The following is a 14,298-nucleotide window of genomic DNA, read 5'->3' on the forward strand; positions in this document are numbered from 1 at the left end:
TTACCTGTTGCGGGATATCAGCGACGGCGAAGTGAGTCGAGCAACGCGGCGAGAGCGATCACCGCGCCGATGACGACCTGCTGCCAGAACGGCGGCACTTGCAGCAGGTTGAGGCCGTTGCGCAGGACGGCGAGCACAAGTGCGCCGACCAACGTCCCGGTGGCGCGGCCAACGCCACCGGACAACGACGCACCGCCGATGACGACCGCGGCGATGGCGTCGAGCTCGTAGCCGACCGCTGCCTGTGGACCGGCGGACCCGAGCCGTCCCGCGAGCACGAGGCCCGCGGCGGCGGCGAACAGGCCGGACAGGGCGTAGATCCACAGCTTCTGCCTGCGGACGTCGATGCCGCTGAGCTTCGCCGCTTCCTCGTTGCCGCCGATCGCGTACATGCGGCGGCCGAGGTTGGTGCGCGTGAGGATCAGGCCGGTGACGCCGAAGAACGCCAGCATCAGCAGCAGCGGCAACGGCAGGCTGGGCGCGAGGTTCGAGCCGAGGAACGTCACCAGGGCGTCGGTCTCGTGCGGCTGGCCCTCGGAGAACACGAGCGTGAGACCGCGGGCGACGCTCAGCATCGCGAGCGTCGCGATGAACGGCGGCAGCTTGCCGTAGCTGATCAACGCGCCGTTCACGAGACCGCACAGCGCGCCGACGACCAGGCCGAGCGGCCCGGCGGTGAGCGCGCCGACCATCGCGGCCAGGGCGGCGATGCTGCCGACGGACAGGTCGATGCCGCCCGCGACGACCACGAACGTCATGCCGAACGCCATGATCGCGATGACCGCGGCCTGAACGCCGACGTTGAGCAGGTTCTGCGCGGTGAGGAACGCCGGCTGCATGACCGCGATCACCACGGCGAGGACGAGCAGCCCCGCCAATGCGCCGTTCTCGCTGGCATAGCGTCGGATGCTGATCGTGCTCATGCTGAGATCTCCTGCACGGCGAGTGCCATCACCTGGTCTTGGGTTGCGCCCTTCGGCAGCTCACCGGCCACACGGCCGTGCGCCATCACGACGACGCGGTCGCTCATCCCGATCACCTCGGGCAGGTCGCTGGACACGAGCAGCACGCCGCGGCCCTGCGCGGTCATGCGGTTGATGAGCTCGTAGATCTCGACCTTGGCGCCGACGTCGACGCCGCGCGTGGGCTCGTCGAGGATCAGCACCTTCGGGTCGGCCAGCAGCCACTTGCCGATGACGACCTTCTGCTGGTTGCCGCCGGAGAGCTCCTTCACCGGTTGCTCGACGCGGCCCTTGATCCGGAGCTTGCCCGCGATGTCGTGCAGGCGCTTCTGGTCGCGGTTGGCCAGCGTCGCCAGCTCGAGGTTCTGGCCGACGGTCGCGGTGAGGACGAGGCCCTGGCCCTTGCGGTCCTCGGGGACGAGCCCGAGCCCCGCCTTGATCGCGGCCTGGACGTCGTTGCGCGGCAGCCTCTTCCCGTCGACCTCGACGGTGCCGTAGTCGTAGTCGTCCACGCCGAACGCCGCTCGTGCGACCTCGGTGCGACCGGCGCCGACCAGGCCGGCGATGCCGACCACCTCGCCCGCGTGGACCTCGATGTTGATGTCGCGGAACACGCCGCGCCTGGTGAAGTTCTCCAGGCGCAGGAGCGGCTGTCCCGGACGCTGCGCTGCGCGCGGGTACTGCTCGTCGATCGGACGGCCGACCATCAGCTCGATCATGTGCTGGGTGGTGGCGCGAGGTCCGAGGACACCGACGCTCCGCCCGTCGCGCAGGACGGTGATGCGGTCGGCGATGCGCTGGATCTCGTCCAGGTGGTGGGTGATGAAGACCAGGCCGACGCCGTTGTCTCGCAGCTGAGCCATGATCTCCAGCAGCCGGTCGGTCTCGGTGTCGGTGAGGACCGCGGTCGGCTCGTCGAGGATCAGCACGCCGGCGTTCTTGTCGAGCGCGCGGGCGATCTCGATCATCTGCTGTTGCGCGATGCCGAGGTCTTTGACCTTGGCGTTCGGGTCGACGCCGAGGCCGACGCGCTCGAGCAGCTCAGGTGCGCGGCGGCGCATCTCGGCGCGGTCGACGAAGCCGAACCTGCGCGGCAACCGGTTGAGGAACAGGTTCTCCGCGACGCTCAGCTCGGGGACGAGCGCGAGCTCCTGGTGGATCACGGCGAGGCTGGCTTTGCCTTCGATGGTGCCCGCGTCGTGGCCGTGGATGCCCGCGAGGACCTTGACCAGCGTGGACTTGCCCGCGCCGTTCTCGCCGAGCAGGACGTGGACCTCGCCCGTGTTGATGTCGAGGTCGACACCGTCCAGCGCCTTGGTCGTGCCGAAGTGCTTGGTGATGCCGCGGGCGGTGATCAGGGTCGTCACAGCTCTGCCTCCCCGCACGAGCCGCGCAGCACGAGCTTCGCGGTGAGACGGACGTCGTCGGGTTGCCGGCCGTCGATCAGCGCGAGCAGGCTGCGGGCGGCGGCACGGCCCATCTCGACGGTCGGTTGCGCGATGACCGTGATCGGCGGGTCGAGCAGCGGGAACCACGGTTGGTCGTCGAACACCGCGAGCGCGATGTCGTGCGGGATCTGCAGGCCGCGGGCCCTGATCTCGCCCAGCGCGCCGAGGCCCATCAGGTTGTCCATCGCGACCAGCGCGGTGGCGCCGTCGTCGATGAGCTTGGCGGCGGCCTGGCTGCCGCTCTCCTGCCGGAAGTCACCGTGCACGACCTGCGCGGCGCCGCCGAGGGCACCGATGAACACGTCGCTGCGTTCTCTCCCGGTGGAGGTGTCCGGCGGACCCGCTATCACTCCGACGCGGGTGTGGCCGGCGCCGACGAGCCGCCGGGCGAGCGCGGTCAATGCCTCGCTGCCGTCGGCGCGGACGACGGGGCATGTGGCGCCCCTGACCGTCCGGTCGAGCAGGACGAGCGGAACGCCACCTGCGCTCACTTCGCGAACCAACTCAGGGTCGTCGGTCGCGGGGCACAGCAGGAGGCCGTCCACCCGGCGGTCGAGCAGGGTGCGCACGTACGTCGCTTCCTGCTCGGCGCTCTCGTCGGCGTTCCCGATCACGACGCAGTAGCCGTGTGACCGGGCTTCGTCCTCGACCGCACGAGCGATCTCGGCGAAGAACGGGTTCAGCAGATCGCTGATGACCAGACCGAGGGTCTGGGTGCTCGTGGTCCTGAGGGATCGCGCCAGGGCGTTGGGCCGGTAACCGAGTTCCTCGATCGCCGCGAGCACCCGCTCACGGGTCTCGGGAGTCGGCGCGGCATGGCCGTTGAGCACGCGCGACACGGTGGCCGTGGAGACGCCGGCGTGCTGCGCGACGTCCTTCATGGTCGTCACGAGGCCGTAGTTAATCGATTACACATGTATGTAGTCAAGCCGGATGAGTAGGTGTACGGATGTCACCGGGCGTGTCCTGCCTCACCCTGATCACATGGACGGACAGGACCGCCTCGGGTACGAGCAGCGCCTCGCGCTGGAGCTCGCGGCCATCGGGCAACGGCTGGTGACGATCAGCTCGGAGATGCGGGAGCACTCGGGCTCGGTGGCGACCGCGGCGGCCGCGGTGGCGGAGGCCGTCGTGCCGCCTCCGGCTCCTCAGGCGCCGGTGTCAGTGCCGGTGCCGGCTCCTCCTGTAGCGGTGCCCACACCACCGCCGAGCCCCTGGGCTCAGCCGCACGCGGGGCCCCCGCGTCCTCCAGGAGAGTACGAAAGCTCCCCGCGTACTTTCGAGCAGCAGTCTTGGCCACAGCCTCCGCCTCAGCAGCCGTGGCCGCAGGGTTACGCGGGAGCCCCGCGTAACCCTCTGGAGCACGAGGGAGCCCTGCGTCCCTTCCCGCAACAGCGCGAGACGTTGTTCGAGAAGCTCGGCAAGGACGGCGCCGGGTCGAAGCTGTTGGCCTGGGTCGGTGGCGCGATCACCGTGCTCGGTTTCGTGCTGCTGCTGATCCTCGCCATCCAGCGCGGCTGGCTCGGCCCGATGCCGCGCGTGATCGGCGGTGCCGTGTTCAGCGGCGCGCTGGTCGGCATCGGCATGTGGCTGCACCGCAACCCGGCCGGCCGCACCGGGGCGTTCGCACTGGCCGCCACCGGTTTCGCCGGTCTCTACCTCGACGTCATCGCCGCCACCAGCCTGTACGGGTACCTGCCTCCCGGCATCGGTCTCGTCGTCGGGCTCGGTGTCGCGGCGGCGGGTGTCGTGCTCGCGCTGCGCTGGGACTCGCAAACGCTCGCGGTCGGCGTCGTCGCAGCGTGCGCCATCTGTTCGCCGATCTTGACCGAAGGCTTCACGGCCCTTCTCGTCGGCTTCCTGCTGGTGCTGAAGATGGCCAGCACGCCGGTCCAGATCCGGCGCGACTGGCCGGGTCTCGCGGTCGCCGGTGGCTTCCCGCCGATCTTCGCCTCGCTGGTCATGACCGCGATGACGATCCCGGCCGAGTTCGACAGGACCGTGGTGGTGCTCGCCGGGGTGACGACCCTCGTCGGCATCGCCGTGGCGTTGCTGACGATCCGCAAGCGCCCGGACGACGTCGTCGCGGTCGCGCTGATCGCCGGCTCGGCACTGCCTGCCATGTTCGCGACGACGTTGCTGGAGAAGACTTCCGCCTCGCTGCTCGCCGGGGCGGTCGCGGCGGTGCTGCTGGCGATCTGGATGGTGCCGGACCTGCCGAAGGCGTTCACCACGGCGGCCGGCGCGACGGGCATGCTCGCGTTGTTCCAGACGACCGTGATCGCGCTCGACGGCAACGTGCGCTCGGCGATCGTGCTGGCGGAGGCGGTGCTGCTCGCGTTCCTCGCGGCGCAGCTCAACAAGCGCAGCGCCCTGGTCGGCTCGATCGCGTTCGGTGTCGTCGGGTTCCTGATGGCGATCGGGTTCGCCGTGCCGCTCACGTGGCTGGTGGAGGAACCCCGGTACGTCACCGTCACCACCGGCGACTACGCCGCCGGTCTGATCACCGCCGTGGTGCTGGGCGTGTTCGCCGCGACCGTGCCGTGGGCCGCGCTGAAGATGCGGGTGCTGCGCGAACCGGCCAGGCACCCGTTCCCGTGGATCCTTTCCGGACTCGTGCTCCTCTACGGTGCGGCGGGTGCGGTGCTGTGCGCGGCGCTGCTCGTGTCGCCGGACGAGAGCGGATTCCTCTTCGGACACTCGGTGGTCACCGTGTCGTGGACGATCGCCGCGTTGTTCTTGCTCGTCAAGGGAATCAACAACAAGGCGTTGCGGATCTCCGGGCTGATCCTCGTCGGCGCGGCGGTCGTGAAGCTGGTGACGTTCGACCTGGCCGCTTTGGACGGTGTCGCCCGTGTGCTGGCGTTCCTCGGCGCCGGCCTGGTCCTGCTGACCGCCGGCACGAGGTACGCAAAGTTGGTCGCCAGCGCGAAGACTCCGGACTAGTACTACGACAAGGCAAAGATTTCGCTCGACCGAGTGACGGAAGTAGATCGAAAGCACCCGGAAGTGGTCCCATCGGGCGTATGGCAAAGCCACGCCTCGTGGCCGCGGTTCTAGCGCTCTCAGCGGCCATCGCGGCGATGGGTGTCGGACAACGGCACGACTTCACGACCACCTCGGCAGCGGCGGCTCCGCGCGCGTACGTGGTGGGCAAGAGCGGGCTCGTCCAGGTCGTCGACACCAGAACCGGCACGGTCCTCGCGCACGCCGACACGGCGGGCCGCGCGACGGGCCTCGCCGTGTCGCCGGACGGGCGGCGGGTCTACGTGGTCAACGGCTGGACGGGTGCGGTGACCGAGGTCGACCCGGACACCGGTGCCGTCGTCGACAGGCTGTTCACGCAGGTCCAGCTCTCGCAGGCGGCGATGCGCCCGGACGGCCGGCGCCTCTACGTCTCGGCGAGCGGCAGCATCGCGGTGATCGACCCGGAGCACTTCCGGGTCGTCGCCGCGGTCAAGGTGCCCGGCCAGCCGCAGGGCCTCGCCGTCCACCCGAACAACCAGGTGCTCTACGTCGCCAACGCCCAGGACGGCACGGTCGGCATCATCGACACGGCGACGGCGTTCCAGACCTCGACGGTGCAGGTCGGCGGTCTGCCGCAGCACCTCGCGATCTCGCCGGACGGCAAACGCCTCTACGTGAGCGGCATGAGCCTCGGCGAGAAGACGCCAGGCACCCTGTCGGTGATCGACACGACCACGAACCAGGTCGTCGGCACGCTGGCCGTCGGCAGGGGAGCGGGCAGCATCGCCGTGACGCCGGACGGCTCGACGGTCTACCTGACGCTGCCGAAGGAGAGCTCGGTCGCCGTCGTCGACACGGCGACCATGACCGTGCGCGAACGTTTGCCGTTCAACACGCCGAGCGTCGCCATCGCGCCGGGCGACCCGAGGGTTTTCCTCGCCACCGGGACGACGACGACCGTGCTGGACAGTTCGAACACCGTGCTCGCCACGTACCGGATGCGTTCGGGCGAGCTGGAAGACGCGAGGCCGCGCCAGTTCGACGCGGCCGTGATCGCCTTCCCGCCCGGTCAGCCGACCGCGACCGGCTTGCGCAGCTCGTCGTCGAAGTCGTCCCAGTCGTCGACCGGCTCGTCGTGAAGCGCGAGCCGCTCCTGGATCCGCTTGAGCGGACCGGGTGACCACCACGCGGCGTTGCCCAGCAGCTTGAGCACGGCCGGCACGAGCAGCATCCGGACGACGGTGGCGTCGAGCGCCAGCGCGAGGATCATGCCGACACCGACGAACCGCATCATCGCGACCTGCGAGAACGCGAACGCACCGGTCACCAGGATCAGCAGCAGCGCGGCCGAGGTGATCACCCGGCCGGTCTTCGCCAGACCGGTCGTGACGGCCTCCTCGGTGGTCGCGCCCTGACCGCGGGCCTCGACCATCCTGCTGAGGAGGAAGACCTCGTAGTCCGTCGACAGGCCGAACACGATGGCCGCCATCAGCACGACGATGCCGGACTCGAGCGGCCCCGGCGTGACGCCGAGCAGGTCGGCTCCGTGGCCCTCCTGGAAGATCCACACCAGCACGCCGAACGTCGCGGACAGCGACAGCGCGCTCATGATCACGGCCTTGATCGGCAGCACGACCGAGCCGAACGCCAGGAACATCAGGATCAGCGTCGCGCCGACCAGCAGCGCGATCATCAGCGGCAGCTTGTCCGCGATGGCGTCGAGCGAGTCCGTGACGATGGCCGTGTTGCCGCCGACGAGGACTTCGGAGTTCGGCGGAGGCGTGAGTGCCCGGACGTCCTTGAGCGCCTGCTTCGACTCCGCGCTCAACGCGTCGTGCTCCAGCCCCGCGGACGCGGACGTGACGCCCTTGCCGGAGCCCGTCGGCTGGACGTCGCCGACGCCCGCGACGTCCTTGACCTTGCCCAGGTACTCCTGGACCGCTGCCTGGTCGCCGCCCTTGACGACGATCTTGAGGCCGGTGTTGGAGAGCGCGGAGAAGTTCTGGTTGATGTTCTCGGTGGCCACGCGCACGGCGTTGCCCTCGGGCAACACCTTCTCGGTGACCTGGCCGAACTGCACGTTCAGGAACGGCGCGCCGAGAGCCGCGAGCACCGCGATCAGGGGGATGGCGAACAGCAGCGGCCGCTTCATGACCTTGCCGCTCAAGGCGCGCCAGCCGCGCTCGCTCGGCTCCTTCTTCCGCCACGGCATCGCGAGCTTGTCGACCCGGTGCCCGAGCACGCCGAGCAACGCGGGCAGCAGCGTGAGCGACACCAGCGCCGCGATCGCGACGGATGACATGCCGCCGTACGCGAGGGACTTCAGGAAGCCGTGCGGGAAGAGCAACAACCCGGCCAGCGCGATGACCAGCAACGTCGCGCTGAACACCACCGTGCGACCGGCGGACGCGACGGTCCGGCCCACCGCCTGTTCGGTGGTGCGTCCCTGGGCGAGCTCCTCGCGGAACCGGCCGACCATGAACAGGCCGTAGTCGATCGCCATGCCCAGACCCAGCAGCGACGCGACGTTGACCGCGAACGAGTTGACCTCGGTGAAGATCGCGATGCCGTGCAGCACACCCAGCGCGCCCATGATCGCGAGCCCGCCGACCACCACGGGCAGGCTGGCGGCGACGAGTCCACCGAAGATGATCACGAGCAGCAGCAGGACCAGCGGCAGCGAGAACATCTCGGCCCGCGTCAGGTCTTCCTGCGACATGTCGTTGATGGCCTTCTGGGTGGGCACGAGCCCACCGACCTGCTGGGTGAAGCCGTCGACGGCGAGCTGCTTCTGGATCTCCTCGAACTGCTTGATCTGCTCGTTCGAGTCACCGCTGCTCAGCGTGATGGCGACGAGCGCCTGCTGCTTGTCGTCCGACGGCACCGGCCCGACGGCCTTGAGCACGTCGTCCTTGGGGAATCCGCTGATGTGATCGGCGATCTTCTTGAGCTCGAGCGGGTTCGCGAAATCGCCGCGATAAATGACGATCACGTCACCGTTCTGCCGCCCGAACGCCTCCTCGGCTACCTTGTCGGCCCGCGCCGCCTCGCTGGAAGGAGCCTCGTAACCACCCTGGCTGAGCTTGTCGAACACGCCCAAGCCCCACACACCGCCGAGCACGGCGAGCAGTACGGTCGCGATCAACACCACCCACCGGCGGCGATATGCGATTGATCCCCACTTCGCGAACATCGACGACGGCCTCCTGGGTTACCGTGCTGTGAATCCCGTGAACTCTTGTAAACACCGTTCACTGAAACCGTACGGGGCGGTGGACGAGGTCTACAACCCGATGGAGTGACATATGACCGAGGCCACTCGCCGAGAACGGCTTCGCGCTGAGACCGAGCGTGAGATTCGGCAGGCGGCCCGCGCCCTTTTGGTGGAACGCGGCCGCGACGCAGTGACCCTGCGTGCGATCGCACGCGAACTGGGCATCACCGCACCGGCGTTGTACCGCTACTACGACTCGCACGAAGCCCTGCTGCGCCAGCTCTGCGACGACATCTGCGCCGACATGGCAACCGAGCTGTACGCCTCCCTCGCCGCGGACACGTCAGGCCAGGTCGGCTGCCAGGTGCGCGCCGTGTGCCGCAGCTTCCGCCGCTGGGCGCTGGCCCACCCGCAGGAGTTCGCGCTGGTCTTCGCCTCACCCCGAGACCCACTGGGAGCAGACCAGTTCGGCTCGGTGTTCCTGTCACTGGCCGGAAGGCTGATCGCCTCGAACCTGGTCGCCAACCACGCGGACGACGAGGTCCCCGAGGTGCTGCACGAGGACCTGGTGAGGTTCCAGCAGGTGCTGATGGACGCGGTGTCGGTGCACGGCGTGACGATCGAGAACGACGTGCTCAACCTGGGGAAGATCTACCACGTGGTGCAGTCGTGGGTGCGGCTGTACGGGCACGTGGCGCTGGAGGTGTTCGGGAGGTTCCCGTTCGCGGTGAGCAACCCGGAGCCGATGTTCGACAGCATGCTGGACCAGATGCTGACGGACATCGGGTTCCAGGAGACGCCGGACTCGAGCGGGGGCTGAGCGCTGTACTGGGCTCGTCGCCGCGCAGGTGATGGACAAGGCAGGGGATCATCGTGCTCGGCCGGGCTGTCCCGTTCGGCATCGGTGCCCTGATCGGGGGCGCCGCCAACGCCACCGTCGCCACGCTGGCCGTCCGAGCCGCGCGGCGCGTGTTCGGCCCGGCGCCCGAGTCGTGGCCGGCGGAAGAGCCGGCGCAGCCGTAGCCACGCCGGCCCTGCGAGCAACTACAGGACCACGTTCACCAGGCGGCCCGGCACCACGATCACCTTGCGCGGCTCGCCACCGGCGACCAGCTCGGCGATCTTCTCCTCGGCCAGCGCCGCGGCCTTGATCTCGTCCTGCGAGGCAGAGGCGGAGACCACGACGCGCGAGCGGACTTTGCCGTTGACCTGGATCGGGTACTCAACGGTGTCCTCGACCAGGTACTGCTCGTCGGCGGCCGGGAACGGGCCGTGCGCCAGCGAGTCGGTGCGGCCCAGCCGGGACCACAGCTCCTCGGCCACGTGCGGGGCCTGCGGGGCCAGCATCAGCACCAGGGGCTCGGCCAGCGCGCGGGGGGTGCCGGACGCGTAGTGCTTGGTGACGTAGTTGTTCAGCTCGATCAGCTTCGCGCCCGCCGTGTTGTAGCGCAGGTTCGCGTAGTCGTCGTGGACGCCGGCGATGGTCTTGTGCAGCAACCGCAGCGCCTCGACCGAAGGCTCCTCGTCCGTGACGCGCAGCGAGCCGTCGGTCTCGTCGACCAGGTTGCGCCACAGACGCTGCAGGAACCGTTGCGCGCCAACGACGTCCTTGGTCGCCCACGGCCGTGACACGTCCATCGGGCCCATGGACATCTCGTAGAACCGGAAGGTGTCGGCGCCGTACCGTTCGCACATCTCGTCCGGCGTGACGACGTTCTTCAGGCTCTTGCCCATCTTCCCGTACTCACGGCGGACTTCTTCGCCGTTGTAGAAGTACCTGCCGTCTTCCTCGACGACCTCGTCCGCCGGCACGTACACACCGCGCGGGTCGACGTAGGCGTACGCCTGGATGTAGCCCTGGTTGAACAGGCGGCGGTACGGCTCGTCGCCGGTCAGGTGGCCCAGGTCGAACAGGACCTTCTGCCAGAAGCGCGAGTACAGCAGGTGCAGCACCGCGTGCTCGACGCCGCCGATGTACAGGTCGACGCCGCCGGGGTCGGTCGGGCCGTGCTCGGCCGTGCGCGGGCCCAGCCAGTACTTCTCGTTCTCCGGGTTGACGAACCGCTCGGTCTCGACCGGGTCGACGTAGCGCAGCTGGTACCAGCACGAACCCGCCCAGTTCGGCATGGTGTTCGTGTCACGGCGGTAGGTCTTGACCCCGTCGCCCAGGTCCAGCTCGATCGTCGTCCACTCCGTCGCGCGCGACAGCGGCGGCGACGGTTCGGTGTTCGCGTCCTCCGGGTCGAACGTGCGGGGGGAGTAGTCGTCGACGTCCGGCAGCTCGATCGGCAGCATCGACTCCGGCAGCGCGATGGCGGTGCCGTTCTCGTCGTAGACGACCGGGAAGGGCTCGCCCCAGTAGCGCTGGCGGCTGAACAGCCAGTCACGCAGCTTGAACTGGACGGTGCCGTGGCCGTGGCCGTTCTCCTCCAGCCACCCGATGATCGTCTTCTTGGCCTCGTCGATCTGCATTCCGTCCAAGAACCCGGAGTTGATCGCGGGACCCTCGCCGGTGAACGCCTCGCCCTCGAAGCCCTCCGACGGCTGGACCGTGCGGATGATCGGCAGGTCGAACTTCTTCGCGAAGTCCCAGTCGCGCTGGTCCTGGCCGGGGACGGCCATGATCGCGCCGGTGCCGTAGCCCATCAGCACGTAGTCGGCGATGTAGACGGGGATCTGCTGACCGTTCACCGGGTTCGTGGCGTACGCCCCGATGAAGACGCCGGTCTTCTCCTTGTTCTCCTGACGGTCCAGTTCGGACTTCAGGGACGCCGCGCGCCGGTACGCGGCGATGTCTGCCACGCGATCGGGCGTCGCAATCTGGTCCACCAGCTCGTGTTCCGGTGCCAGGACCATGTAGGTCGCGCCGAACAACGTGTCCGGACGGGTCGTGAAGACCTCAATGTTCTCGTCTCCCACCGCGAATCGGACACGGGCACCATGCGAGCGCCCGATCCAGTTGCGCTGCATGGCCTTGACCTTGTCCGGCCAGTCCAGCCGGTCCAGGTCGTCGATCAGCCGATCCGAGTACGCGGTGATGCGCATCATCCACTGGCGCAGGTTCTTCCTGAACACCGGGAAGTTGCCACGCTCACTGCGACCGTCTGCGGTGACCTCTTCGTTCGCCAGCACAGTACCCAGTCCGGGACACCAGTTGACGGGCGCCTCCGACAAGTAGGCCAGCCGGAAATCGCCCAAGATCCTTTGCTGGTCGGCAAAAGACAGCTCAGACCACTTGCGACCGTCCGGAACGTCCCGCTCGCCAGACTCGAACTGCGAGATCAACTCGGCGATCGGACGAGCCTTGCCCGCATCGGCGTCGTACCAGGAGTTGAAGATCTGCAAGAAGATCCACTGGGTCCACTTGTAGTACTCGGGGTCGATCGTCGAGATGCGGCGACGCTCGTCGTGGCCCAGCCCCAGCCTGCGGATCTGGCGCAGGTACGTGTTGATGTTGTCTTCGGTGGTCTTGCGCGGGTGCTGACCGGTCTGCACCGCGTACTGCTCGGCGGGCAGGCCGAACGCGTCGAAGCCCATCGTGTGCAGCACGTTGCGGCCGTTCATGCGGTGGTACCGCGCGAAGACGTCCGTGCCGATGAAGCCCAGCGGGTGGCCGACGTGCAGGCCGGCACCGCTCGGGTACGGGAACATGTCCTGCACGAACAGCTTGTCCGCGGGCACGTCACCCTCGAGCGCGCCGACCGGGTTCGGCGCGTGGTAGGTGCCGTGCTCTTCCCAGTACTGCTGCCACCGCCGCTCGATGACGTTCGCCAGCTCGGCGGTGTAGCGGTAGGCGGGAATCTCCGCCGCGTCCGTGCTCATGGTGATGAGTCCCTCTCCATCGATCCTGCCCCTGACATGACGAAACCCCCCAGCCCAGATGGGCATGGAGGGCTGCCGCGCCGACCGTCTTCCGATCAGGTCGTCGCGGCTAACTAAGGAGCAGGCGGGCCGTGCTCATGTCGTCAACGGTATCAGCGCACCGCAAGCGCGATGAACTGGGTGACCTGGGTCGCGTTGAAGTTGTCGTCCGAGACCAGCCACAACGTGCCGTCGGGGCCCCAGGCCATGCCCTCCAGGTTGTCGACCCGGCTTCATCTCGAGGTCGTCAGGTGTGGGCAGGCCGCGCTCGAACGAGCCGTCCGGCCGGCTGAACTGCACCGACGGGTCGATGAGCGTGGTGGACGTGCGCTCGCCCTCCTGGCTCCACAGCAGGTCACCTGTCCACTTGTCGACACGGATGTCTTCCGGATCGACGGTGCCGGGCGGGTACGGGCCGTTGGGTCCCACGAGAGAGTGGACATCGGTGAACTCGATGCCCTCGCGTGAGAGCTTGCCCTCGTAGAACCGGGCCGCCGCGCGGTCGTCGCTGATCAGGATCCACTTCCTCGAGCGGCGGTCGTAGTCGAGGCCCGAGATGCCGCCGACGGTGGTACCGCCCACGACCAGGCCCTTCGGCACGACGTGTTCGGCGAGGAAGCGAACTTCGGGGTTGTGCGCCTGTGCGGGAGTCGCACACAGACCGAGCAGCACGGGGACGAGCAGGAGTCGTCTGAGCATGGCGCTCAGCACACCTGGCCGGGGTGACTGGCAGGTGAACTGAGGATCCGGCTTACCCTCATGGGGTGAACATCGTGCTGTCGGTCGTCCTGGGTCTGCTCGGCGTCGCTCTCGGCGCGGTCGGTCTGCTGGGTCTGCAGGGCAAGCTGCGGCGCAACCGCTTCGTCGGCGTGCGCACGGCGGCGGCTCTGCGCGACGAGGAGACGTTCGCCCTGGCCAACCGCGTCGCCGGGGTGCCGAACGTCGCGGCCGGTGCCGTGGCGATCGTGTCCGGCGCGATGTCGTTCGTGATGGCCGACCTGGCCGTCACCGCTGGGATCATCGGACTGGTCGGCGCGCTCGGCATCGCCTTCGCGGGCGGGATCGCGGGAAGCCGGGCGGCGGCGCTGGTGCCGGAGCCGGTCAAGCCCAAGGGCTGCGGTGGCTGCGCCTGCGGTGGTGGCGGCTGCTCCCCGCTCGCCGGGCTGTAGCCCGACGTTTCACGTGAATCAGTTCTCTCGAACGTCCTTGGGGTAGGTCGACAGCAGCGCCAGCGGCATGCCCTGCCGGCGCAGCACCCGGCCCCACAGGTCGACGTTCGCGCCGACCAGCACGTCGTCGGCCAGTCCTGTCACGACGATCCAGTCGCCGCGGTCGATCTCGTTCGCGAGCTGGCCCTCGCCCCACCCCGCGTAGCCCGCGAACACCCGCAGGCCGCGGACCAGCGGCATCAGGTCGTCCGGCTCGGCGTCCAGGTCGATCAACGCGACCGGGCCCTGCACTCCGACCAGGCCCTCCACCTTGGACGGGTCGGTGCCCGCCTTCAGGGCCGCCAGGCACAGCGCCGTCTTCTGTTCGACCGGACCGCCGATGTAGATGCACTGCGGCTTCGTCACGTGCGAGCCCCACGGCGGCAGCACGTCGAGGACCGCCACCTCGGAGGGGCGGTTCAGGACGACGCCGAGGGTTCCCTCGGGGCGTTGGTCGATGATGTAGACGACGGTGCGCGTGAAGTTCGGGTCGTTCAGGCTCGGGGCGGCAACCAACAGGGAGCCTGGCTCGACCTCGGCATCGGGACGCACGTCACCATGAAATCATCCGTGATCGTCGGAACAACTCAGGGCCGCGCCCCGTTAGACTTAACTGTCGGATGTCTTTGTGTCCCCCG

General features: G+C 68.7%; 12 protein-coding genes. 5 read left to right on the forward strand and 7 right to left on the reverse strand.

All coding sequences use genetic code 11. From position 1 onward, the window contains the following. Positions 1 to 17 precede the first annotated feature (17 nt). The 3 genes from AOM45_RS50485 to AOM45_RS01780 are packed head-to-tail and all read right to left on the reverse strand — an operon-like array spanning position 18 to position 3,291. On the reverse strand, positions 18 to 923 hold the full coding sequence (locus AOM45_RS50485) for an ABC transporter permease (RefSeq protein ID WP_030465653.1): 906 nt from the start codon (positions 921 to 923) through the stop codon (positions 18 to 20). After that, positions 920 to 2,329, reverse strand: coding sequence for a sugar ABC transporter ATP-binding protein (locus tag AOM45_RS01775; protein ID WP_035909143.1), 1,410 nt, complete (start codon positions 2,327 to 2,329; stop codon positions 920 to 922). The genes AOM45_RS50485 and AOM45_RS01775 overlap by 4 nt, the downstream gene beginning before the upstream one ends. After that, the gene (locus AOM45_RS01780; RefSeq protein ID WP_035909252.1) at positions 2,326 to 3,291 is read right to left on the reverse strand and encodes a LacI family DNA-binding transcriptional regulator; all 966 of its coding nucleotides are present in this window, start codon (positions 3,289 to 3,291) and stop codon (positions 2,326 to 2,328) included. Before AOM45_RS01780 ends, AOM45_RS01775 begins: the two co-directional genes overlap by 4 nt. Positions 3,292 to 3,394: 103 nt before the next feature. On the opposite strand from AOM45_RS01780, the gene AOM45_RS01785 reads away from it, so the two are divergent. Both AOM45_RS01785 and AOM45_RS01790 read left to right on the forward strand, forming a co-directional pair. Beyond that, complete coding sequence (locus AOM45_RS01785) at positions 3,395 to 5,356, forward strand: DUF2339 domain-containing protein (protein WP_030465650.1); 1,962 nt, start codon at positions 3,395 to 3,397, stop codon at positions 5,354 to 5,356. Positions 5,357 to 5,436: 80 nt separating this feature from the next. Beyond that, complete coding sequence (locus AOM45_RS01790; protein ID WP_081901856.1) at positions 5,437 to 6,516, forward strand: YncE family protein; 1,080 nt, start codon at positions 5,437 to 5,439, stop codon at positions 6,514 to 6,516. Here the strand turns inward: AOM45_RS01790 and AOM45_RS01795 are convergent. Then, positions 6,447 to 8,525 (reverse strand): MMPL family transporter, encoded by a 2,079-nt coding sequence (locus AOM45_RS01795; RefSeq protein WP_236703047.1) that lies wholly within the window; start codon positions 8,523 to 8,525, stop codon positions 6,447 to 6,449. The genes AOM45_RS01790 and AOM45_RS01795 overlap by 70 nt on opposite strands. 157 nt (positions 8,526 to 8,682) lie before the next feature. Between AOM45_RS01795 and AOM45_RS01800 the strand changes: the two genes are divergently transcribed. Together AOM45_RS01800 and AOM45_RS01805 are read left to right on the forward strand one after the other, a co-directional pair. Further along, the gene (locus AOM45_RS01800; protein WP_030465647.1) at positions 8,683 to 9,411 is read left to right on the forward strand and encodes a TetR/AcrR family transcriptional regulator; all 729 of its coding nucleotides are present in this window, start codon (positions 8,683 to 8,685) and stop codon (positions 9,409 to 9,411) included. Between the two features lie 53 nt (positions 9,412 to 9,464). Continuing rightward, the gene (locus tag AOM45_RS01805; RefSeq protein ID WP_201779874.1) at positions 9,465 to 9,614 is read left to right on the forward strand and encodes a hypothetical protein; all 150 of its coding nucleotides are present in this window, start codon (positions 9,465 to 9,467) and stop codon (positions 9,612 to 9,614) included. A gap of 21 nt (positions 9,615 to 9,635) precedes the next feature. Here the strand turns inward: AOM45_RS01805 and leuS are convergent, their stop codons facing one another. Next, the gene (gene leuS / locus AOM45_RS01810) at positions 9,636 to 12,413 is read right to left on the reverse strand and encodes a leucine--tRNA ligase (protein ID WP_030465646.1); all 2,778 of its coding nucleotides are present in this window, start codon (positions 12,411 to 12,413) and stop codon (positions 9,636 to 9,638) included. A gap of 135 nt (positions 12,414 to 12,548) precedes the next feature. Beyond that, entirely contained in the window at positions 12,549 to 13,151 is a 603-nt protein-coding gene (locus tag AOM45_RS01815; protein ID WP_156093593.1) for an esterase-like activity of phytase family protein, read from the reverse strand. A gap of 65 nt (positions 13,152 to 13,216) precedes the next feature. Between AOM45_RS01815 and AOM45_RS01820 the strand changes: the two genes are divergently transcribed. Then, positions 13,217 to 13,621 (forward strand): SdpI family protein, encoded by a 405-nt coding sequence (locus tag AOM45_RS01820; protein WP_236703049.1) that lies wholly within the window; start codon positions 13,217 to 13,219, stop codon positions 13,619 to 13,621. An 18-nt stretch (positions 13,622 to 13,639) separates the two neighbouring features. Here the strand turns inward: AOM45_RS01820 and AOM45_RS01825 are convergent, their stop codons facing one another. Beyond that, positions 13,640 to 14,212 (reverse strand): YqgE/AlgH family protein, encoded by a 573-nt coding sequence (locus AOM45_RS01825; RefSeq protein WP_030465643.1) that lies wholly within the window; start codon positions 14,210 to 14,212, stop codon positions 13,640 to 13,642. Between the last annotated feature and the right edge of the window lie 86 nt (positions 14,213 to 14,298).

It is taken from the genome of Lentzea aerocolonigenes (assembly GCF_000974445.1).
Lineage (GTDB): Bacteria > Actinomycetota > Actinomycetes > Mycobacteriales > Pseudonocardiaceae > Lentzea > Lentzea aerocolonigenes.